Raw genomic sequence first — 22,032 nt, forward strand, 5'->3', positions numbered from 1 at the left:
GGCATTACAGTTATCATTGTTCCGATAAGAATACTGGCAATCTTTATATTTGATAAAGCAATCGGGTGTGGAATAAACTCCAGAACGATGATTAATTCACATACTAAAAATGGCACAAAAGCGAGGTAAAATGAAAGATAATATTGTTTATTCAGATTAAACTGATGAAGCAGATCTGTCAAACCATCATAGGTTTTCATCATCGGATCGGTCATGTTTTTATACAATTTAAAAAACTGGCTGAAAAAGAAAAAAGTTACAAAAACCATTGAAGCAATTAGAATGGTAAGATAAAATTTAAACTTAAAAGGCCCCGGAGATAAAGCAATCACGGCGAAAGCAAATACAAAAATCCCTACTGTGGACCAAAATTCCATGCGCATGTTCTTACGCATTTTTTCCAGCGGAAGATTGATTTTATTTTTCTGTTCAATACTGATTTCAGGCGTTTCTTCAAGAAGATCGTCTTCGTTCCATGTATTTTTTAGGTCATCTATATTCATGATAATTGATTTAAAATGTAAATAAATTGGGTAATTATTTTGAGTTTAAGATATCTTTCAGTTTATTTTTTGCGCGGTTCATTTTCACTCTTACATTCCCTTCGGAAATTCCCATTTGATCGGCAATCTCTTTCCCGGAAAAGTCTTCCAGATAATAGAAAATAAAAGCTTTGTCGATGGGATTTAACTGATGGATAGCCTTATACATTGCGCTTAACTTTTCTTCTTTTTCGTTATCAAATTCTTCCTGAATGATTTTATAGTTGGAAAAATCTTCATTAGCAATAAAGCTTCTTTTCTTTTCGTTTTTAAGAAAAATAATTGCCGTGTTCAGAGCAATTCTGTATAACCATGTGGAAAATTCACTCTGACCTTTAAAATTCGGATAAGCCTTCCAAACCTGATAGGTGATCTCCTGAAAAAGATCGTCACGGTCGTCTTTTTCATCCATATACATTTTAGAAATCTTGAAAATGATTCCTTTATGCTTTTCAATTTTTCCTAAAAATTCTTGTTCTAATGAGGCCATGGTTTCTTACTCTCTATGGAGTTAGTATCTACTTAAATAATATGTTACAGTTTTTCTTAAAAAATTAAATATAACCAAACAAAAAATCCCCAACAAACCAAAATTCGTTGAGGACTTATATTCAATAAAATCAAAAATTAATACTAGAAAAGATAATCCGTGCTCAGGAAATTAGAGTCATGATCTCTTACAATCGTATTTAATAAATTTTTGTTGGATTCTGTTAATTTCGCAGCAACTAAAGAGCGGATTGAGAACGAACGAAGCGCATCAAACACAGAAAGCGTCCCTTCTGCACTGTCTTTTCTTCCTGTGAACGGGAAAACATCCGGACCTCTTTGAGATTGGCAATTGATATTTACACGACTTACCAGATTCACAAACGGATCAATTAATTTTGAAACCTCCATCGGATCTTCACTGAAAATACTCACCTGCATCCCATGATCGGCATTTACCTGATAGTCGATAGGCTCTTCAATATCATCAAATGGAACAACAGGAATTATTGGCCCGAACTGCTCTTCATGATACAATTTCATATCGCTGTTTACCGGATAAACAACTGCCGGGAAAACAAAAGATTCATCTGTAAATCCACCATTTTCATTAAGTACTTTTGCTCCTTTCGCCAAAGCATCATCAATACATTCTTTCAAATACGGAGGTTTGTTTACCTCCGGAAGCGGTGTGATTTTTACATCTTTTTCCCAAGGAAGTCCGCCTTTCATTGCAGAAACTGCCGCCGTTAATTTTTGAGTAAATTCCTCTGCAACATCTTTCTGAACAAAAATTAATTTTAATGCCGTACATCTTTGTCCGTTAAAGGAAAGCGAACCTAAAATACATTCGCTTACCGCAACATCCAGGTTTGCATTTTTCGTAACAATGGCCGCATTTTTTGCATCTAAACTTAAAATCGCTCTTAAACGATTAACTTTCGGATGCAATTTTTTCAATCCATTTGCTACTTTACTTGACCCAATGAAGGCTAAAACATTAACTTTTCCGCTTTCCATGATCGGTGTGATGATTTCAGAACCTTTTCCATACAATGTATTTACCGTTCCTTTCGGGAAGGCTTCTTTGAATGCATTTAGTAAAGGATAATGCGCTAAAACACCGTGTTTGGGAAGTTTAAACAGAATTGTATTTCCCATAATCAAAGCAGGAATCAACGTCGTGAAAATTTCGTTTAAAGGATAATTGAAAGGTCCCATACTCAAAACCACGCCAAGCGGAGCTCTTCTGATCTGCGCAATTGTTCCTTCCGCCTGTTGGAAACGTGAAGATTCTCTGTCCAAATCTTTCAAAGCATCGATGGTCTGATTGATATAATCTACCGTTCTGTCGAATTCTTTCGTAGAATCTGCCAAAGTTTTTCCGATTTCCCACATCAGTAATCTGATCACCAGATCTCTCTGCTGAATCATCAGGAATACGAATTTCTCCATACATTTGATTCGACCTTCCACAGACATTGTAGGCCATTCTCCCAATCCGTTGTCATAAGCTTTTACACAAGCTTCCAACACATCCATCGCTTCTTTTGGACCAATATTCGGAATGCTTCCCAGGAGTTTTCTTTCCAGACCGTTTTCTGTAGGAATACAAACCGGTGAATAGATATTTTGTACATCTCCGTTCCATTCTACCAATTCTCCGTTTAGTAGATAAACTTTCTGGTGAATTTCGGGAACTTTATATTCTTCGGGAATTTCATTTTCAGATTTAAATATTTCACGAAATGATGCTGTGTTTGCTGAATCCATAAATCTTTTATTTTTTTAATAGTGTTAGTGTAAACTTTTAATAGAATAAAGGTAGACGTAAAAATTGACTTTAAAAATAGCTGTTTAATAGATTTGCTCTATTTAATAGGTTTTTGAATTAAAATTAATCTTGGCGATGGTAAAAAAGAATAATTTTGCTAAAAATAAAATTCATGTATTCAAAATTAGTTTTCAGCACATTGTTATTTTTCTCAGTATTTGCTTTTGCACAAAGCTCTAAAACAGAAAATACTGTTTTAATGGGAGGAAAACCTGTTCATACTTACGCAAAACTGCCATCTGTGAATAAAGCAGCTCCAAAGTTCACGCTTACAGACGTTACGATGAAAGATCAGACACTTGATTCTTACAAAGGAAAATATATGATTCTTAATATCTTTCCAAGTGTAGATACAGGTGTTTGTTCAGCTTCTGTTCGTCATTTCAATGAAGATGCAGCGAATATTCCAAACACGGTTGTTCTTTGTATTTCTAAAGATTTACCTTTTGCTCAAAAAAGATTTTGTGGAGCGGAAGGTATAAAAAATGTAGTAATGCTTTCAGATTTCCGTTCAGATTTTGGGAAAACTTATGGCGTAGAAATCACAGACTCTGTGATGAAAGGGCTTTTAAGCAGAGCGGTTGTCGTGATTGATCCCTCAGGAAAGATTATTTATGAAGAGCAGGTTGATGATATTTCACACGAACCGAATTATGAAGCGGCGATTAATGCTGTGAAAAAATAAGTTTTTGATTTTCCAAATATCAATTTAAATATAAAATAGATGCTTCGACAGGCTCAGCATGACATCTCTAATACTAACTTTTAATTTGTCATGCTGAGCCTGTCGAAGCATCTTTAAACAATTCTTTGCATTCAAAAAAAATTATTTTGTCGTCATCAAAATTACTCCATTTTTTCCTTTTTCACCATAGATTGCTGTTGCAGAAGTACCTTTTAAAACATTCATTTTTTTTATCGCCTTCTGATCTATTGCGCGGAACTTCTTCTCATTAATAATCTTTCCGTCCAAAATATATAAAGGTCTATAATCATCAATTCTTACAGAATGAATTCCTCCCAAAATAAGTCTTGTAGGCTGAAGAGTATCTTTTTTATGGCTAATTGTTACACCTTGAACCTTTCCCTTTAATTTATTTTCCTGATCTTTGGCAAGACATTCTTCAGAAATTACGGTCGGAGCACCTGTCACACTTTCTTTGTATGTTCGTTTCTTTACAACTCCTGTGACAACAACCTCATCTATATTTTCAGCTTTTACAGAATCATTAACGATTTTGTCTTGTGCATTCACAGAAATAAAGCCTGCAGCCGTAAAAATAAAGCCAACCGCAAACTTTGTAAGAGCTGAATTAATATGAGAATATTGCAAGTCTCTATTAAGCTGTGATTCATTAAAATTACCACAAATATTCTCTGAAGTATTTGAAAAAACATCTATAATTTCTTCATCGGAAGCAACGGTAAAATCTCTCACAGTTTTTGAACAAACAGAACAGAATCTTCCTTTTTCTTCGGGAGTCATTGTTTCCCAGGTTTCATGACATGGTTTTGGTATGGTAAGTTTCATAGTAACCTCTTTTATAGTAAAGATGCTTTATTATAGAAAAAGGTTGGAAAAGATTTTAAATTAATTACAAATCAGACACAAATTGTAAATCCAACATCAGATTTAGCACAAATATTTTTTACAATTTTATTTATATTTGGGGAAAATTGATAAAATGAAGGAAGAAAATATAAATAAATTGAATTCTCTGTTTTCAAATTTAAAAACAGAAGAACAAAAATTGAAAGAAAGCCTCGCAAAAAAGAAAAGCGAAGAAGATTTATTTACTGAAGGTTTTAAAACTATATGCAAAAATCTGATCGAGCCAAAGATGCAGGAATTCAGAAGGATGCTGAGAGAAAACGGATTTGGCTGTAAAGTAACATTTAATGAAGAAAATAAAAACGGCTTGGGTATTAATTCTCAACCTAATATGAAACTTCAGATTTCAAGAAATATTGATTCTAATTTTTATGCAAACGATAAGTTTCCGCACATTATGTTTGTAGCCGACAAAAATTTAAAAAGAATCGGAATTCATCAGGATACCATTTTCCAAAACGGTACAGGAAACGCAGCAATGAAAGAACAAACTTATACTCTTGAAACGCTTGATGAAGAAAATATAGAAAAGGAAATCCTTAGCTCTGTTGAAAATATATTGACCAATAAATAAAATAAACCTGCCGTTGAGCAGGTTTTATTATTTACAAAATATCATTATTCTGAAACACTCGCAATATGAAAATATCTCGGATCAGGATATTGAAATTCAAAATCCAAATCTGAAATTAATTTTGACGGCGATATTGTTCTGCCTTTTGTAGTACGGTTTCCTGAATATGGCAAATCTTTCTGCGCATTGACGACTTCTTCTTTATTAGGATGAATCGGCGCTACTACATTATAAACTTTGGATTGAGATTCATTGTCTAACATTTTTTCAACAACCGAGCAAATATCCTCATAATGAATATGATTTACCAACATATCCAAATTTGAAATATTATAGTTCTTCAACAATCGCTGATCTCCCATCAATCCCGCTAATCTCAAAATATTGGTTTGAGGAAATTTATTCAAAATAAAACTTTCACTTTCTACATTTTCTGCAGGTAAATCGTCTTCTGTAAATTCTTTTTCAGTTTCGGGATAAACGCCTGTCGAACTCATTAAAAATAACTGACCTTTATAATCTCCAAGAAATTTCAGCATATTTTCCTGCCTGTCTTTCATTGAAATCTGCGCTCCTCTGATTCCTGAAAACGGAACAGTAATGATAATGGAATCTAATTTTGAAGCAACTTCCCATTCTTTCATTTCAGCATCGATCTCATCGGAAAATTTTACTAAAGTTGCATTATATTCTTTGGATTGTAATTCTTCTATTTTTGATTTTGTGGTTGTCGTTGCAAATATTTCATATCGGTTTGATAATCGTTCTGCAATGTGACTTCCCAACCAACCATAGCCGATGATTCCTATTTTTTTCATATTTTGATTTATAAATTTATTTTACCCAAAGTTGGTCACAAAAATATTTAGATTTACTATTATCAAGAAATTTTTAACATGAAAATCATAATTGAATTAAAATGATAGAATAAAATTTCACGAACGCTTTTTTAAAATCAATCGAAAAATATTGATAAGTAGAAAAAAGAGAATAAAATTCTGAACAAAATTCATATAATCCAATCTCACAATCCCCCAACTTATAAAAGCATCTTTCCCTGAAGATATCTTTTCCAGATAAAAACCTCTGGGAAAACCATAGCTTTTAACAATCCAGTCTTTTGCATTTGATGTTTCAGAATAAAATAATCCTAACAATGTAACAAGAAGAGCCAGTAATCCAACTTTCCAATCTAATAAAGTCTTTCCATTCAGTTTTTTAAACCTCAAAATAATAAAGCTGATCACCAACAAAAGTATTGTGAAAGCTAAGAAATGGTAAAGCGTAAATTGATTGTGAAAATCCATTTTCAAGTGAGTTTATTAAATAAATCTATAATCAAATATATAAAAAAGTTGTTTTGTTACAAACAATGTTATTTTAAACCAAAGAAGTACTCCGAAGGTTCATTTTAAGATTATTTTAAAGGTTCAAAAGAGTAACAAATTACGAGTAGAAAAAAGTTCATAAAAAAACCTGCCACACAGCAGGTTTTTGTTTTAAGGCAAACGTTCAGTCACAAATCTAACAGCAGATTTTTTATATTCTACAACTTTATTCACCTGATGAATTTCTTATGTATAAGTATAAAAAACTTAAAATAACTAGATAATTATTGAAGTCTTTTTGAATTTCTATTTTATATTCAGTTGAAAATAAATTTTCTTTACGATCTATCAGTATAACTTGATTATCATCATTATCAAATAAGCATACTTTTTTACTAGACAAACCTTTGTAGGTATAAAATTCAGTATAATTACTGTAGTGAACTAGCCTGTTTTTTGAAGCGTCACTCCTTAAAGCTAATTGATTATTCTTATCAAAAATATTCAAATCACTCCAAAAAAAACCGGTATTTTTTATTTTATAAATTTCTTTGCCAATTTTTATGCTTTTCTTTATGAATCCATTTAATAGTTCTCCAACAAGTTTTTGATCTTCATTAAACAAGCAAAATAAATTTTTGTAGACATTGATTGTACAAGTTTTCATCATTTATGTATAGTAGTTAAAACAAACTCTCATCCACAAAATTCGGAAGGGTCACCTTCAAATTCGGTTCAGCTTCCATCGCTCTTTTAATGGCGAAAACAGCACCTTCATTTCTTGCCCAGCTTCGTCTTGAAATTCCGTTGTTGACATCCCAGAAAAGCATTGATTTTAATCTTCTGTCGGCATCATCGCTTCCATCAAGCAACATTCCGAAACCTCCGTTAATTACTTCTCCCCAACCAACACCGCCTCCATTGTGAATAGAAACCCAAGTTGCGCCACGGAAACTGTCACCAATCACATTGTGAATCGCCATATCTGCCGTAAATCTCGAACCGTCATAAATATTGGAAGTCTCTCTGTAAGGCGAATCTGTTCCCGAAACATCATGATGATCTCTACCCAAAACTACAGCTCCGATTTCTCCTTTTGCAATAGCTTTGTTGAAGGCTTCTGCGATTTTCATTCTTCCTTCTGCATCAGCGTACAAAATTCTCGCCTGTGAACCGACAACCAATTTATTTTCCTGCGCCCCTTTGATCCACTGAATATTATCCTTCATCTGCTGTTGGATTTCTTCCGGAGAATTCTGCTGAATTTCTTCTAAAACCCTGCACGCAATTTCATCTGTTTTCTGTAAATCTCCAGGTTTTCCGCTTGTACAAACCCAACGGAACGGTCCGAAACCATAATCAAAACACATCGGCCCCATAATATCCTGAACATAACTTGGGAATTTAAACTCTCTTCCCAACGTCGGATTATCAGACATTACATCGGCTCCGGCCCTTGATGCTTCCAATAGAAATGCATTTCCGTAATCGAAGAAATACGTTCCTTTTTCTGTATGTTTATTGATGGCTGCAGCATGTTTTCTCAATGTTTCCTGAACTTTTTCTTTGAATAATTCAGGGTTTTCTGCCATCATTTTATTAGATTCCTCAAAACTTTGTCCGACAGGATAATACCCTCCCGCCCAAGGATTGTGAAGCGAAGTCTGGTCTGAACCTATATCAATTCTTAAATTTTCCTGATCGAATTTTTCCCAAACCTCAACAATATTTCCAAGATAAGCCAACGAAACCGTTTCCTGAGTTTCCTGAGCTTTTCTTACTCTTTCTACCAATTCATCAAGATTTTCATGGATTTCGTTTACCCATTTCTGTTCGTGACGGATTTTTGTGATCTTTGAATTCACTTCCGCACAAACCGTAACACAACCTGCAATATTTCCCGCTTTTGGCTGAGCTCCGGACATTCCGCCTAGACCTGAAGTCACAAAAAGTCCGCCTTTTGGTTCTTTATTTATTTTTCTGAAAGCATTTAAAACCGTAATCGTTGTTCCGTGAACAATTCCCTGCGGACCAATGTACATATAACTTCCGGCCGTCATTTGCCCATACTGAGAAACGCCCAACGCATTGAATTTCTCCCAGTCATCAGGTTTAGAATAGTTAGGAATTACCATTCCGTTTGTCACAACGACTCTTGGTGCATCTTTGTGAGAAGGAAATAATCCCATCGGATGACCGGAATACATCGTTAAAGTCTGTTCATCTGTCATTTCCGACAAATATTTCATTGTCAGAAGATATTGCGCCCAGTTTGAGAAAACCGCACCGTTTCCACCGTAAGTAATCAATTCGTGAGGGTGTTGCGCCACTGCATAATCCAGATTGTTTTGGATCATCAGCATAATCGCTTTTGCCTGCTCAGATTTTCCGGGGTATTCTGCAATATCTCTTGCTTTCATCTCATAATCCGGACGAAAACGATACATGTAAATTCTACCGTATTTCTCTAATTCTTCTTTAAATTCCGGCAATAATTCCGCATGAAACTGTGGCTCAAAATAACGCAAAGCATTCTTCAACGCTAATTTTTTCTCTTCTTCCCCTAAAATTTCTTTACGTTTCGGAGCATGATTAATATTGGTTTCATACGGTTTCGGCTGTGGTAACTGGCTTGGGATGCCTTGTTGTATCTGTTCCTGGAAAGTCATTTATTATGGATCGTTATTTATAGTTGATGATTTTTTGTGGTTTTAAAGATATTCAAATTAGAAAATCCCTGCAACTAATGTATTAAAATTCGAAGACAGCAAAAATTCCCCTCCTTTGGAGGGGTGGCGAAAATTCAAAGAATTTTTGACGGGGTGGCCATTATGTGTTTTGATTAAATATGAATACTGTTATTTATTGAATTTATTAACCACCCCGTCTTCTCTTTTCAGTCGAATCCACCTCTCCAAAAGAGGGGAATTTAAGATTCTTAATTTTCAATCCTAAAGATTCAAGATAATTTTGTCTTACCTCATCATAAATTTCTTTAGTATCATGACTCCATCCATCAATTTCAATAACTAATCCTAAATTTTTCACATAAAAATCTACAATATAATTTCCGATGATTCTTTGACGATCAAAATCTATATTGTGAAATGTTTTAGCACGTATTTGTTTCCAGAAAATGACTTCGCTGAGAATTCTTGCTTTACGTTTTCCGCTTAATAATGGCTTTAATTTTGGATTGTAGGGCAAATTTTCTACAAAGTTTTTATAAATGGAAACTCCGTTTATTTCTGTGATAATTTCTTTCATTATTTGTTATTTTTTATTGTTTGTGTTTTTATTAACCACCCCGTCAAAAATTTCAAGAAAATTTTTGCCACCCCTCCAGAGGAGGGGAATTTTGTCATGGATAAATTTGAATAATTTGATTTTTCAAAAATAAAAAACCTCATCGAAAATCAATGAGGTTTTACAAAAATCAGTCTATTTTTTTAATTGTTATTCTTCACTAAGATCCAGCCTGTAAACGTTCTTCCGTCCGGAAGGGTAATCACATACCAATAACTTGACGTTGGGATTGCTCTTCCTCTCAATGTTCCGTCCCAGAAAAATTCTGTGCTTGAACTTTGTTCGAAAATCAGAGCCTGATAACGGTCGAATATTTTCACATTAGACATTTTTCCACCGAAAACATGAAGATTTTTAACAATCCAATGGTCATTCATACCGTCTCCGTTTGGTGTGATGGCATTCTTAATATCCAGAACTACACTTTGCTGTTTTACGATACAATCGCTGTCGGCATATTTTATATAGAAAGTTACGATTCCTGTCGGCAGATTGTAGAAAGTATTGGTCGCCTGCCAAGTGATTCCGTCAATTGAATATAAAATTGGTTTTGAACCTGTCGCATGAACAGTAACATTATTTCCGTTAAATTCAAGGTTTTGAATCACAGGAACTTCATAATGTTTGATTTCAAAAGTTTCCGTGTAAGAACATCCGTTACTCGCTGTGACAGTCAAGGTATAGGTTCCGACAGTTGTAATTCCTGTAATCGTATCTGTTGTTGAAATAATCTGTCCTGAAGGATTTGTCCAGACATAACTTACAATCGTATAACCTTCAATATGAACGGTATAATTCAGTGAACCTTCCGGACAGAAATAGAGTGTCGGAATATCAAAAATCGGTGTTTTTTTCAATGATAGATGAATTTCCGCGACATTCGGACAGAAACCGGGAACACTTACTTTTACATAGACAATATTAGAGCCTGTTGTCTGATTATACACAAAATTCGAAGGTGTTGTAATAGCATTCGTTCCTGCATTTAGATCGGCCAAAGTTGGATAATAGGTAAAAGTAACATTCGCTCCTGTGTAGATCTGCGTTTCAAATTGTGTTAAATTTACATTCTCTGTTCCATTATTTCCGATGTCACAGGTTGCAAGTTCGAAAGGTCCGGGATTTTGTAAAGTCAGTTTATTTCCAAGGATAAAATTGATTATTGCAATGTCATTACAACCCGGAGAATTCTGCACTTTAAACCAAATTTGCGCCGGGAAAGGATTAGCTGTAAAATTAGCCGGATTAGCAATTGGATTCACTCCGTTTTGGGCATCCTGTTGCGTCAGATAAAATGTAAATGTATTCGCAGGATTCGGAATATCAACCATTAAATTGGTATAACTTAATAAATTCACTTCATAGCTCCCATCGAGATTCTCATCACAAACAGTAATCGTAGAATTGATAGCTTTTGGAGGGAAATAGGTATTCAACTGAATCGGAGCCACAGAATAACAACCTGTTGCCTGCGACTGAAATCTCGCCCAAACCTGAACCGAAGAAATGCTGGTTGTAATCGTATTTCCAATCTGATTAGCGGAATTTCCTGTATTTGCTTCCGCTTGTGTATTGTAATACGAAATTGTCATTCCTGACAAAGGGTAAGTATTCTGCGATTGAATAAACAGTTGCGAAACCGCATTACTCAGCTGAAAAGTTTCACTTAAATTAAAATCTTCATCGCATTTATTTAAAGTGGCGCTGTTCAAAACAACAGGCGGTAAAAATGTCATCTGAATATTTAATTGAGCGGCTGAGAAACATTCGCCGTTATTAAATTTAACCTTAACAAAAACCGTTGCACTTCCACCTGTAACCACAAATGTAGTCGGATCCGTTATTTCGTTAGAAAAAGTATGGGTTGCAGCATCGTAATTCAAATAATAAGTAAAACTGACATTCGAGCCTGTATAAATTTGCGACTGAGCCTGAGTAAGATTGTAAATTTCACTTCCGTCATTATTATTATCACAAATATTATTTAACGTAATGGTAACCGGAGAATTTACCGCCGGAGTTGATGTTAAACTAACTGTTACCGGATAAATCTGCTGGCAATTGTAAGAAGTAATTTTAACAAAAACCTGTTGGGTACCTGTAAGCGCAATTGTATTGATCGGATTGTTTCCACTTGCTGCATCGGCAGCATTCAGATAGAAAGTTGTTGTTGCATTCTGGTTTCCGATAATAGCTGATGAAAATTGAGATAATTGTACATTTTCCAGATTATCATTATTAAAATCACAAACCGTAAAGCTAGACTGAACAGCGACAGGATGAACCAAATTTACATTGATTGCTCTAATCGTATAACAGTCATCTGAGATTTCAAATCGCACAAAATAGGTTTGCGTTACAAAATTTCCATTCGTCGTGATGATCTGATTCGGACTGATGGGGTTCGTTCCAAAAGTTGCATCTGCATAACTTGAATAAAATTCAGTCACAGGAACTGTAGCCGGAGAAACCAACATTCCGTTTGAAAGGGTATTCAAATTAATACTGATATCATCCGTTCCATTAAAACAGATATACTCATTCTTTTCGGTTACAGTAATTTTCGTGAAAGTGACATTCATATTCACTGTTGCCACCGCAAAACAGCCATTTGGAACCTGAACTCTGATGTAAATCGTATAAGTTCCTTCTTTAATTGAGCTTAAAACAGCTCCTGAACCTGTAAAAGCTTCATTATAAGTTTCATAAGCTGTAAAAATGGCTCCTGTTTGTGTTGTAATTAATGGACCGATAGTCAACGGATAATCAAATGCTTCCTGATTATCTGCATTAATATCACAAATTGAAAACGGAAAGTTTATCGGTGAATTCAGATTCACCCCCGGTCTGAACTGGAAATGAACCGGTCCCAAAACATAGGTACAGTTTCCTTCCTGAAGCCTTACCCAAATATTTGTACTGGTCGTAATATTTGCTGTTGTAATTGAATTTACGTTATTCTGAGCATCAGATTGAGAGCCGAAATAAGAAATTCCGGTAGTTCCTGCAGCAAAAAGTTCTGGATTTAATAAGCTTAAGTTGTAATTCGCCTCTACTCCATCGTTATTGGTATCGCAAAGTTCGATCGTATTTTTAAGCAAGCTTTTCGTCAGGAAATTCAATGTCAAAACAGCTACTCTATAACAATTTGGAGTAGTCGGATTCTGGATTCTTACATATAAAACCGTGTTTGCATTTAATGTAAAATTATTTGGTAAAGGATTTACATTATTTTGTGCATTCTGTAAACTTGTATGAAAACTAAAATTGAAATTCGCAGGATTTTGGGAAGTTAAATTAGCCTGAAAGCTATTCAAAGTCAAATTCACCGGAGAATTTCCGCAGAAATCCTGAGTATAATTTTTCGCAGCCGGATAAGTAGGATCGAAAGTCAATGGGAAATCATCTGTTAAAATAAGATCACTGTTTCCACAGATATTAAACTTAACATTGGCTGTAAAAACATCATTCTGTGTCGGGCAAATTGTGGCCTGAATTCCTGTTGCGACGGTTTGTCCCGCAGAATTCGTCCATGTAACTTCCGGCTGGATCACATTTCCAAGCGGATTGAATATCCAACCTTCCTGTAAAGCCTGCCAAACTCCTGTATTTCGGTTTGCAGGAGAAACGCCTTGTGTTCCGTCATTATTAATAACTCCGATCAAAGCATTTTCAAACTTTCTTGTCGGACAGGGTGTTAATTTTTTATCTACAAAAACTTCAATCACATTGGTCGTTTCATGCAAAACAATCTGTGATGAAGAACGGTCTGTACAACCGGCAACTCTTCCATCAAAAAAATTGATCACAAATTTTCTGTAAGGCGCCGTTCCAATCGTTGAATAATAGATTTCCGAAGAATCACCCGCTGAAAAAACAATATCATGATACACTCCGAAAATTGCATTTTTAGGAAGGCTTGTACTCGGATTTTGCCATTGAACATTAGGATAATTTATATTTCCCAATTGACTCAAATCGAAAGTCACCATTCCGTTTGAACCGACAACCAGTGATTCAAAATATTGATTGTAAAAACAAAATTTAAAAGGCAAATCCAGTTTTACAGCAAAAAGATCGTCATAATTGGCATTTAGGGAAGTTCCCTGATTCATTGCAATCGGCGGACTGTAAGTTTGAGAAGTCACTTCATATCCTGTTGTCTGTTTCAGCACAGGATATTCTACGTGAAGAGCTATACAGCCATTCGCATTGAGATCATTAGTACAGGTAACATTGAAACTTTCATTTCCTGCATCATCTTTCACTTTCACGTTTCCCGGAACCTGAGAAAACCCGAAAACACTAATGAAAATAACTATAATTTGTATAAATTTTACCATAAGCTTACCGGAATTAATCACTAAATAATGATAAATTTACCACTTTTAATTATATTATTTTCAATGATAAATATTTATTTATGTTAAATTAATATATAAAGTTCCTATGGATTTGTCGTATAGCTATTTAAATTTTAAATATTAACAAAAAACCCTACTGTTTAAAGTAAGGTTTATATTTTATAATCGATTAAATTTTAAGTTAAAACATCATCATTTTCTTCTTCGTGGTCATCGTCATTATCACTGAGACTCCAATAATTGTTTTCCTCATCTTCACTTCCGACTTCTTCCATTTCATCATCGTCATCAACTCCCGGAATATCGAGACCTTTATCGATTTTATCTTCATCAAAATCTTCATCCTCAACCGGATTTCCGTCGCCATCGAGCGGAATATGTTTTTCTCTTGTAAAAATATCTTCATTTGGATTGTAATCCATCTGTTCCAATTTTCGGTCTTGCTCTTGAGGATTGTTTTCAGGTACCATAATATTATTATTTAGTGTTGAATAAATTTAAACAAAAATAGTTCCATGTTTCAAGCTTTTTGGAAATAAAAAATTTAGTTTGATAAATCATTATTGTTGATTTTTCTTTTTGCTGTCTTCACTTCACTCTTTAACTTTCCAAATTTATAGCTTGCATTGATACCAAACGATCTGTAATAATCTCTTATGTAATTGTTTTGATAAAAAGTATCCCCGAATGTTTCCGTAGCTAATTTTCTGAATTTATTGAATGGATTATTAACAGAAACAGAAAAAGTAAGCTGATTATCTAGAACACTTTTACTGAAACTGAAAGACGAACCCACAAAAGAATTGGTTGTATTTTGTAATCCTGCAGGCATTTTACTGGTAATTTCCAGATTTGAATTTACACTCCAATTCTTTTCAAACTGATAATTTGCCGAGAAATAAACATAACAAGTGAAAAGATTATTTTCAACAAAAACATCGTTGACTGTTCCGTTGATAAAGAACATTGCAGAATTTCCATTAATGCTGAAATTAAGCTTTTTATTAATCGGATAATTCAAATAATAATCCAGCCCCAATCTGCTTGCTTTACTCGAATTTTGGTAGGTCGTTCTTGTAATATTTGTCGAAGGATCATAAGTGGAAACCTTCAGATCGATTTTATTTGAAAAGGAATAAGACAATCCGATGTTGAGATTTATTTTTTTATTAAATGAATAATTTGCCATCAAATCATTGTTCACAACAGATTTCAAGTAAGGATTTCCGCTAATTTCAAAATACGGATTTGATTTATTAACAAATGGATTTAAGCGGATAATTCCCGGGCGTTTTATACGTTGTGAAAATCCAAAATTGATACTGTGATTTTCCTTCCAGGTTTTGCTTATCGAAATATTAGGAATCAGGTTAAAATAATTCTGGTTAACCTCTGTATTCGTAGAAGTAAAATTCACATTAGTTTGTGTACCTTCCAGTCTTAAACCTGTTTGGAAATTCCAGTTCAATAAAGTGAATTTCGTTGAAAAATATGCTCCGAAAATATTTTGCTTATTTAAAAATTCATCTGAATTCAATACACTTTCAGGGATCGCATCATAATCACTGCTGTTTCTTCGAAGAATGGCTTTCAAACCTGTTTCCAGAGACATTTTTTTAATATTCTTCACAAAATCGATCTGAAAAGTGTTTTCACTATTTTTATTACTGTTATTTTGTTTGATTTGATTTGAGGAATTAGTTAAAACATTGGTTATATCAGCAAAACTGGTCAAATTGTAATCATAATTATTAAAATTGTAAGACAATGTCAAAAGTTGGGATTTATCGTTTTTAAATCCAATCTGATAATTAACCGAAGTTTCAAAACCGTTTCCGTTGCTGTTGGAATTACTAGCTGAAATACTATTCTCACTAAGTAAATTTTGATTATAAAAATAAGAGTTGATAACATCTTCTGATCTGTTTTTAGAAAAATTTGAACCAAACTGAACGTTTACTAAATTCAAACTGTCTATTTCATAACTCGCACTAACGTTAAAATATCCGCCATTTCCTTTGCCTGAAATCTTTCCCTTTTGGTCTAAATAATTGGATGAAGTTCGCTGATAATTCTGATATTCAATTTCAGGATTATTTCTCAGAAAACCGCCGCCATATGCTGAAATACCAAGTTTTTTCTGTTGAATATTTAAAGAAAATCCTGCATTCTGTTCCTGCTTAGGAAATTTTGTCCCGAAATTAATCGAAGCATTGTAACCATCACTCATTTTCTTTGTTGTAATAATATTGATAATCCCCGAAACACCTTCTGCATCGTACTTTGAGGAAGGATTGGTAATCACTTCAATACTTTGAATCGTGTTCGCAGGAATGCTTTTTAAAACATCTTTCGCATTGTTATTGAGAAGCTGTGTTTCCTTACCGTTCATCAGAATTTTAAAATTTGTATTTCCTTTGAAAAGTATATTTTCATTGCTGTCAACAGCCAAATACGGGATTTTTTTCATCATTTCGATCAGGCTTTTTGACTGACTTTCCGGATCAGACTGTATATTATAGATAAAACCGTCAATTTTATTTTTAATTAAAGGTTTTTTACCATTCAGTACCACTTCTTTTATCGAAGTTTCCTGTATTTGTATAACTGAATCTTTTTTTGTTTCCTGAGCCTGTAAATAACTCATACACAATATAAAGACTATTGCTAAAAGTAAGTTTGATTTTTTCATAATTATTAAAAAAAGGGCATAGAAATCCCGAGTGCAAAGTTTTTTGCCCTTAAAAAGGTTCGGGATATTTATTGATTAATTTAGATTGAGAAGCTTATTTCTTGTGATTTCTCATCACGAAATAATACGTAAGAAAGCCGAGCGCAACAAAGACTGTCATCACTCCATAAGGAAGAGGTGTGTTTTCATCATGAGGAAGGAATTCCAGAACGATAAGACCTACTCCACCGAATAATAAAATGATTCCCCATTTCAACATTTCGGAATTGAATCCCGTAAGATTATTCAGGATCACATACATTTTATCGTCGATATTTTCCTTATTTAAAATTCTTCTTTTCAGGTTGTAATTGGTGATTACCACGATAATTACTGAGATGGCAATTAATATGGCGATCATGACTATAAAAGGTGCAAGATGTTTCATTTCGAATTATATTTAGCCAATAGACAAAATTACCTCGCATCAGGTTACAAAAATTTACAATACATTAGAAAGTTGTAACCTAAAACAAAAAAAATTGTCTAATGTGATATGTTTGATGAAGAAAAAACCATTAATGAAATTCTAAAGGGAAACCCTACCGCTTTTCAGCATATTGTAAAGCAGTATCAGAATTTGGTGTATTCTATTTTAAACAGAATGATGACTAATGATGAAGATATTGAAGATGTCGGACAGGAAGTTTTCATTAAGGTTTATGACAATTTAAAAAATTTCAAAAGAGAATCTAAACTGTCAACATGGATTGCGAAAATCACGTATAATGTTGCCGTAAATTATATAAAGAAAAATTCGAAACAGCAATTTAATACAATCGATGACCGCTCAGATTTTCAATTCTCTTCCGAAACTCCCGAAACGAAGCTTATCGGAAAAGAATTTGACATTTACATCAACAGATTGATCAGCGAGCTTCCGTTGCAGTACAGAACGGTAATTACGTTGTATCATCTGGATGATTTCAGCCTTCAGGAAATTCAGAAAATCACAAAATTTCCCGAAGGAACGATCAAAGGATATTTATTCAGAGCCCGGAAATTATTAAAAGAAAAACTTGAAAAAGATGGATATCAATAAAAAAAATCAGACTTTACTTAACGGTCAGGAAAATTATAATGAATTATCTGAAAGTGAATTAAAAACATACGAAATACTTGACGAGTCTTTAAAAAAAACATCTGAAAAAGGATTTTCATTAGGCTTTTCTATACAGATCATAAAAAAAATCGAAGCCAAACAACAGCGCCGATTTAATATAAAAGTGTATGCTTTATTTTCTGTGATTTTATTAATGTGTCTGGCCTTCTTGGTTACATTTTTTAATCAGGATCAATTTTCAATGATGTTTTCTATATTTTTGGAATATAAATTTATCGTTTTGTTTTTGCTTTCGGCCGTTGTTTTCATTCAATTAAGCAGCAGATTTATGATATCTAAAGAATTAAAAGATTAAAATTTATTCATAAACTTCGGGATTAGCACAAGCCGGCATTTTTTCACCTTTCGAAAAAGCGATCAGATTTTCGGATGCCAGTTTTGCCATCCCGTTTCTAGCCTCAATCGTAGCAGAACCGATGTGCGGAAGAACACAAACACTTGAAAGTTCCAAAATAGGATCATCTTTATAAATCGGCTCAGGATTCGTAACATCCAATCCTGCGCCCCAGATTTTTCTTTCGGCAAGTGCATCATACAAATCTTTCTGATTATGAAAACCTCCTCTCGCCGTATTAATGAAAATCGAATTCTCTTTCATCTTTTCAAAGACTGAACTGTTGAAAAGTTCTTTTTGGTCAGGCTTAAAATTCGCATGAATACTTAACACATCAGACTGAGAAATCAATTCGTCGAATGAAACATATTTTGCATTCAGTTCTTTTTCAGCTTCTTCATTTTGGTGGCGATTGTGATAAATAATATTCATATCGAAAGCAGCTTTTGATTTTTTTGCCATTTCAAAACCAATTCTCCCCAATCCGAAAATTCCCAAAGTTTTCCCGTACAATTCCTGACCTAAAGCATGAAGCGGATCAAAATCTCCCCAATTTCCAGCTTTTACTTTCTCAAAATTGTAACTTGCTCTTCTTGCAACCGATTGCATCAATAAAAATGCGACATCAGAAGTTGCTTTGCTTAAAACATCAGGCGTATTTCCGATCGGGATATTTCTTTGATTCGCTTCTTTAATATCAACATGGTCGAAACCAACAGAATACAGAGCAATCGCTTTGATATTCGGACATTCGTTGAAAAAATCTTTGTCGAATTTAAATTCTCCTCCGACACTTAAAATCAGATCATTACTTTTACAGTAACTCAGCCATTCGTCGTGTGACAGATTTTCATGTTCAGGAATAAAAACTTCCAATCCTGCATTTTCCAGCATGTGAATTCCGATCTCTGGAATTCTTTTATTTACGAATACTTTCATTTTATCTTTTTATTAGTTATTTGAAATAAAAAACCTCACTGCTTTTAAAAGAGAGGTTCTGAGCTTTATTATTTAGAAATTATTTTCCATACGAAGAATTAAATATATCAGTTCTAACAAGTAAAGACTAATCGTATGGTGAAAATCGATACAATTTTCATTCCGAAATCCTTTAAAAAAGGCATATAAAAAGTAAAAAAAAGATATTTAATCATTCCTATATAAATATAAAATAAATCAAAAATATTTAAAACACGGACATTTATCTAATATAATTATCAGTAGATTTGTTATGTTTTCATATTAAAATTAAACGTTTCACCGAATTGATAAAAATATCATAAAACATGACACTTAAAAAAAACGCCTTTATAAAAGGTACGGGTTCTTATGTACCCCCAAAAATTTTAAAAAATGACTTTTTTGAAGCTATTGGTTCTTCCGACGAATGGATTTATAAAAATTTAGGAATTAAGGAACGCAGAATTGCAGAAGGTGAAGTTACAAGTGACCTTGCTTATAAAGCAGGTTTAGAAGCATTAAAACAAGCCAATGTAAGCCCAAAAGATATTGACCTGATTATCGTTGCAACATCTACTCCGGACAGACAGGCGCCATCTACAGCGTGTTTTGTCCAAGAAAAAATGGGAGCTTATCAAGCCGTGGCATTTGATATTTCTGCTGTTTGTTCGGGTGGATTATACGGAATTGCAATTGGCTGTCAGTTTATAGAAACCGGAATGTATCAGAATGTATTGATTATCGGTGCGGATACTTTTTCGACGATTACAGATTGGGAAAGAAAAGATTCTGTGTTTTTCGGAGACGGAGCGGGGGCTATTTTACTTTCCGGAACTACCGAAGATAAAGGTTTTTTTGATTTTAAACTTCATGCAGACGGTCGTGGAAAATATCATTTTAATATTCCTGCGGGAGGTTCAGAAATGCCGGCTTCCGAAGAAACACTGAAACAAAGATTACACTATTTTCAGATGAACGGTAAGGAAGTTTTCAATACCGCTACCAAAGTTCTGCCCGAAACAATAACTGAAATTTTGGAAGCTAATAAGCTTTCTGCTGAAGATGTAGATTGGGTAATCCCGCATCAGCCGAGTATCAGAATCCTGCAGGAAACTGCAAGAAAAGTGAATATCCCTTTCGAAAAAGTAATGACCAATATGGATAAATATGCCAATACTTCAGGCGGAACCATCCCTATCGTTCTTGACGAAACTTATAAAAGCGGAAAGATACAACCCGGAAATATCCTTTTATTTGCAGCCGTAGGTTCTGGATGGACTTGGGGAACAGCTCTTTATAAAGCTTAAAATAATATAGAAAAACAAAACATATGCTGAAAGATCAGACATTTCTAATTACAGGTATTGCGGATGAAAATTCCCTTGCCATGAAAACCGCCGAAAAAATCCTTGAAAATAATGGAAATGTAGTTTGTGCCGGACTAGGTATCACTCCTTTTCACAAAAATATTTCTGAAAAAGCACAGGATTTTCTCAATAAAAACTATAATGATTTTCAGACTGCCTGTCAAAAAGTTTTAGGAAACGATATTTATACCGCTCCATTAGACGTCACATTGCCGGAAAGTCTGGATTTTCTTGCAAAAGATTTATATCAGAAAGATATTAAGCTTAATGGTTTTCTTCATGCTATTGCCATGGACAAAACGATCAGACAAAAATCTGTAAAACCAATGCTGGAAGTCACCGTAGAAGAGTTTAATGAAACGATGAACGTTTCTGCATTTTCGTTAATCTCCCTGTCACAGGCTTTACTTTCGAATAAAGTTCTTCAAAATGGGGCTTCAATTGTTTCTCTCAGTTATATTGCATCGGAAAAAGTGTCCTCATTTCCTTACATTAATATCAGTATTGCAAAAGCTGCTTTGGAAAGATTAACCTTGGAAATTGCCCATGAATTAGGCAGAAAATATGGTATTCGTGCTAATGCCATCCGCTTTTCACCTTATATGGGAAGCAAAGCAGGAAATGCAACTTTAAACGCTGAAGATGTGGAAAAAGCCAATCAAATAAGTCCGCTTGGAAATGCTCAACCGGAAGATCTGGCACATGAAATCGTTCATCTTTTCAGAAAAGAAACGAGAATAACCGGAGAAATCCGCCATGTTGACGGAGGTTTCCATATTATGGGATAAAATTCTGGCGCTTTATAGATTCGTTTTGCCTAGCATCGGAACGAATTTATAAGCTCCGAATTCTTCTTTCTCAAATTCTGTTGGAGAAACTTTTGTGAATCTGTATAAAACCTGTTCATCGGTCGGACCTAAAGGAATCACCATTTTTCCGCCAACTTTCAATTGTTTTAATAATTCTGTAGGTAAAACAGATGCTCCACAAGTCACGATAATTTTATCGAAAGGAGCAAAAGTAGGAAGCCCTGCAAAACCGTCCCCGAAACTCTGAAACTTAGGATACAAATGCATTTCGCGAAGTTTTTTCTTTGAAAAATCAAACAGATCCTTTTGTCTTTCAACGGTATAAACGTGAGCTTTCATGGCAAGTAAAACAGCGGTCTGATAGCCACAGCCTGTTCCTATTTCAAGGATTTTCTCACCTTGCTTTACCTGTAAAAGTTCAGACTGCTCTGCAACGGTTGAAGGATGCGAAATGGTCTGATGCGCTAAAATCGGAAAAGCCCGGTCTTCGTAAGCAAAATCTTCAAAAATACTTTCTATAAAAAGATGTCTCGGAACTTCATTCATTGCCGAAAGTACATTTTCATCCGAAATCCCGATTCTTTGTCGGAGATAATCAACCAATTTTTTTCTTTTTCCTTTATGTACGAACGAATCCTGCATCATTAATAGTTATTAGG

At 34.2% G+C, this 22,032-nt stretch carries 21 protein-coding genes; 6 read left to right on the plus strand and 15 right to left on the minus strand.

Annotated elements, in window-relative coordinates; all coding sequences use genetic code 11:
* From ABD745_RS14825 to ABD745_RS14835, 3 genes are all read right to left on the minus strand, one after another.
* Positions 1-503 (minus strand): hypothetical protein (locus tag ABD745_RS14825; protein WP_344831480.1); only part of this gene is annotated, 503 nt, incomplete at its 3' end.
* Positions 504-537: 34 nt separating this feature from the next.
* Positions 538-1,032, minus strand: coding sequence for an RNA polymerase sigma factor (locus ABD745_RS14830; protein WP_344831483.1), 495 nt, complete (start codon positions 1,030-1,032; stop codon positions 538-540).
* Positions 1,033-1,175: 143 nt separating this feature from the next.
* Positions 1,176-2,804: an NADP-dependent glyceraldehyde-3-phosphate dehydrogenase gene (locus ABD745_RS14835; protein WP_344831487.1), complete on the minus strand. Its 1,629-nt coding sequence runs from the start codon at positions 2,802-2,804 to the stop codon at positions 1,176-1,178.
* Between the two features lie 173 nt (positions 2,805-2,977).
* Between ABD745_RS14835 and tpx the strand changes: the two genes are divergently transcribed.
* Complete coding sequence (gene tpx / locus ABD745_RS14840) at positions 2,978-3,550, plus strand: thiol peroxidase (protein WP_344831492.1); 573 nt, start codon at positions 2,978-2,980, stop codon at positions 3,548-3,550.
* A 141-nt stretch (positions 3,551-3,691) separates the two neighbouring features.
* On the opposite strand, the gene ABD745_RS14845 is transcribed toward tpx, so the two are convergent.
* Entirely contained in the window at positions 3,692-4,396 is a 705-nt protein-coding gene (locus tag ABD745_RS14845; protein WP_344831497.1) for a TonB-dependent receptor plug domain-containing protein, read from the minus strand.
* Positions 4,397-4,550: 154 nt separating this feature from the next.
* On the opposite strand from ABD745_RS14845, the gene ABD745_RS14850 reads away from it, so the two are divergent.
* Entirely contained in the window at positions 4,551-5,051 is a 501-nt protein-coding gene (locus tag ABD745_RS14850; RefSeq protein ID WP_344831499.1) for a hypothetical protein, read from the plus strand.
* A 44-nt stretch (positions 5,052-5,095) separates the two neighbouring features.
* On the opposite strand, the gene ABD745_RS14855 is transcribed toward ABD745_RS14850, so the two are convergent.
* From ABD745_RS14855 to ABD745_RS14895, 9 genes are all read right to left on the minus strand, one after another.
* The gene (locus ABD745_RS14855) at positions 5,096-5,869 is read right to left on the minus strand and encodes an NAD(P)-binding domain-containing protein (protein WP_344831501.1); all 774 of its coding nucleotides are present in this window, start codon (positions 5,867-5,869) and stop codon (positions 5,096-5,098) included.
* 117 nt (positions 5,870-5,986) lie between these two features.
* A complete protein-coding gene (locus ABD745_RS14860; RefSeq protein ID WP_344831503.1) occupies positions 5,987-6,358 on the minus strand; it encodes a hypothetical protein in 372 nt (123 codons plus the stop codon).
* Positions 6,359-6,605: 247 nt separating this feature from the next.
* A complete protein-coding gene (locus ABD745_RS14865) occupies positions 6,606-7,004 on the minus strand; it encodes a hypothetical protein (protein ID WP_344831505.1) in 399 nt (132 codons plus the stop codon).
* A gap of 58 nt (positions 7,005-7,062) precedes the next feature.
* On the minus strand, positions 7,063-9,048 hold the full coding sequence (locus ABD745_RS14870) for a urocanate hydratase (RefSeq protein WP_344831507.1): 1,986 nt from the start codon (positions 9,046-9,048) through the stop codon (positions 7,063-7,065).
* Positions 9,049-9,253: 205 nt separating this feature from the next.
* On the minus strand, positions 9,254-9,646 hold the full coding sequence (locus tag ABD745_RS14875; protein ID WP_344831510.1) for an endonuclease domain-containing protein: 393 nt from the start codon (positions 9,644-9,646) through the stop codon (positions 9,254-9,256).
* 182 nt (positions 9,647-9,828) lie between these two features.
* Positions 9,829-14,028, minus strand: a complete 4,200-nt coding sequence (locus ABD745_RS14880; protein WP_344831512.1) for a T9SS type B sorting domain-containing protein — start codon at positions 14,026-14,028, stop codon at positions 9,829-9,831.
* A gap of 197 nt (positions 14,029-14,225) precedes the next feature.
* Positions 14,226-14,519: a hypothetical protein gene (locus ABD745_RS14885; RefSeq protein ID WP_344831515.1), complete on the minus strand. Its 294-nt coding sequence runs from the start codon at positions 14,517-14,519 to the stop codon at positions 14,226-14,228.
* Positions 14,520-14,593: 74 nt separating this feature from the next.
* Complete coding sequence (locus tag ABD745_RS14890; RefSeq protein ID WP_344831518.1) at positions 14,594-16,741, minus strand: outer membrane beta-barrel protein; 2,148 nt, start codon at positions 16,739-16,741, stop codon at positions 14,594-14,596.
* A 94-nt stretch (positions 16,742-16,835) separates the two neighbouring features.
* The gene (locus tag ABD745_RS14895; RefSeq protein WP_344831520.1) at positions 16,836-17,168 is read right to left on the minus strand and encodes a DUF6249 domain-containing protein; all 333 of its coding nucleotides are present in this window, start codon (positions 17,166-17,168) and stop codon (positions 16,836-16,838) included.
* A 108-nt stretch (positions 17,169-17,276) separates the two neighbouring features.
* On the opposite strand from ABD745_RS14895, the gene ABD745_RS14900 reads away from it, so the two are divergent.
* The gene (locus ABD745_RS14900; RefSeq protein ID WP_344831522.1) at positions 17,277-17,822 is read left to right on the plus strand and encodes an RNA polymerase sigma factor; all 546 of its coding nucleotides are present in this window, start codon (positions 17,277-17,279) and stop codon (positions 17,820-17,822) included.
* Complete coding sequence (locus ABD745_RS14905) at positions 17,809-18,198, plus strand: hypothetical protein (RefSeq protein WP_344831524.1); 390 nt, start codon at positions 17,809-17,811, stop codon at positions 18,196-18,198. The genes ABD745_RS14900 and ABD745_RS14905 overlap by 14 nt, the downstream gene beginning before the upstream one ends.
* Before the next feature lie 3 nt (positions 18,199-18,201).
* Here the strand turns inward: ABD745_RS14905 and ABD745_RS14910 are convergent, their stop codons facing one another.
* A complete protein-coding gene (locus tag ABD745_RS14910; protein ID WP_344831526.1) occupies positions 18,202-19,176 on the minus strand; it encodes a 2-hydroxyacid dehydrogenase in 975 nt (324 codons plus the stop codon).
* 347 nt (positions 19,177-19,523) lie between these two features.
* On the opposite strand from ABD745_RS14910, the gene ABD745_RS14915 reads away from it, so the two are divergent.
* Together ABD745_RS14915 and ABD745_RS14920 are read left to right on the plus strand one after the other, a co-directional pair.
* Complete coding sequence (locus ABD745_RS14915) at positions 19,524-20,504, plus strand: 3-oxoacyl-ACP synthase III family protein (protein WP_344831528.1); 981 nt, start codon at positions 19,524-19,526, stop codon at positions 20,502-20,504.
* 23 nt (positions 20,505-20,527) lie between these two features.
* Positions 20,528-21,352, plus strand: a complete 825-nt coding sequence (locus tag ABD745_RS14920) for an SDR family oxidoreductase (RefSeq protein ID WP_344831531.1) — start codon at positions 20,528-20,530, stop codon at positions 21,350-21,352.
* 12 nt (positions 21,353-21,364) lie between these two features.
* Here the strand turns inward: ABD745_RS14920 and ABD745_RS14925 are convergent, their stop codons facing one another.
* Complete coding sequence (locus ABD745_RS14925) at positions 21,365-22,015, minus strand: protein-L-isoaspartate(D-aspartate) O-methyltransferase (RefSeq protein WP_344832331.1); 651 nt, start codon at positions 22,013-22,015, stop codon at positions 21,365-21,367.
* Between the last annotated feature and the right edge of the window lie 17 nt (positions 22,016-22,032).

Origin of the sequence: Chryseobacterium ginsenosidimutans (genome assembly GCF_039536845.1) — a bacterium.
Lineage (GTDB): Bacteria > Bacteroidota > Bacteroidia > Flavobacteriales > Weeksellaceae > Chryseobacterium > Chryseobacterium ginsenosidimutans_B.